General features: G+C 53.3%; 1 rRNA gene. It reads right to left on the reverse strand.

Annotated elements, in window-relative coordinates:
* Window positions 1-529 (reverse strand): 23S ribosomal RNA (locus PAEAM_RS29325); the annotation flags it as partial.

The raw sequence follows: 529 nt of genomic DNA on the forward strand, positions 1-529 counted from the left end.
TTCAAAGGCTCCCACCTATCCTGTACAGATCGTACCCAAATTCAATATCAAGCTGCAGTAAAGCTCCATGGGGTCTTTCCGTCTTGTCGCGGGTAACCTGCATCTTCACAGGTATTAAAATTTCACCGGATCTCTCGTTGAGACAGCGCCCAAGTCGTTACGCCATTCGTGCGGGTCAGAATTTACCTGACAAGGAATTTCGCTACCTTAGGACCGTTATAGTTACGGCCGCCGTTTACTGGGGCTTCGGTTCACAGCTTCGGATTGCTCCTAACCACTCCCCTTAACCTTCCAGCACCGGGCAGGCGTCAGCCCGTATACTTCGCCTTACGGCTTCGCACAGACCTGTGTTTTTGCTAAACAGTCGCTTGGGCCTTTTCACTGCGGCCCCCTCGTGCTATTCACACTACCGGGGCACCCCTTCTCCCGAAGTTACGGGGTCATTTTGCCGAGTTCCTTAACGAGAGTTCTTCCGCGCGCCTTAGAATACTCTTCTCGCCTACCTGTGTCGGTTTGCGGTACGGGCACC

The sequence above is a fragment of the Paenibacillus sp. GM1FR genome, from assembly GCF_002803315.1.
Classification (GTDB): Bacteria; Bacillota; Bacilli; order Paenibacillales; family Paenibacillaceae; genus Paenibacillus; species Paenibacillus amylolyticus.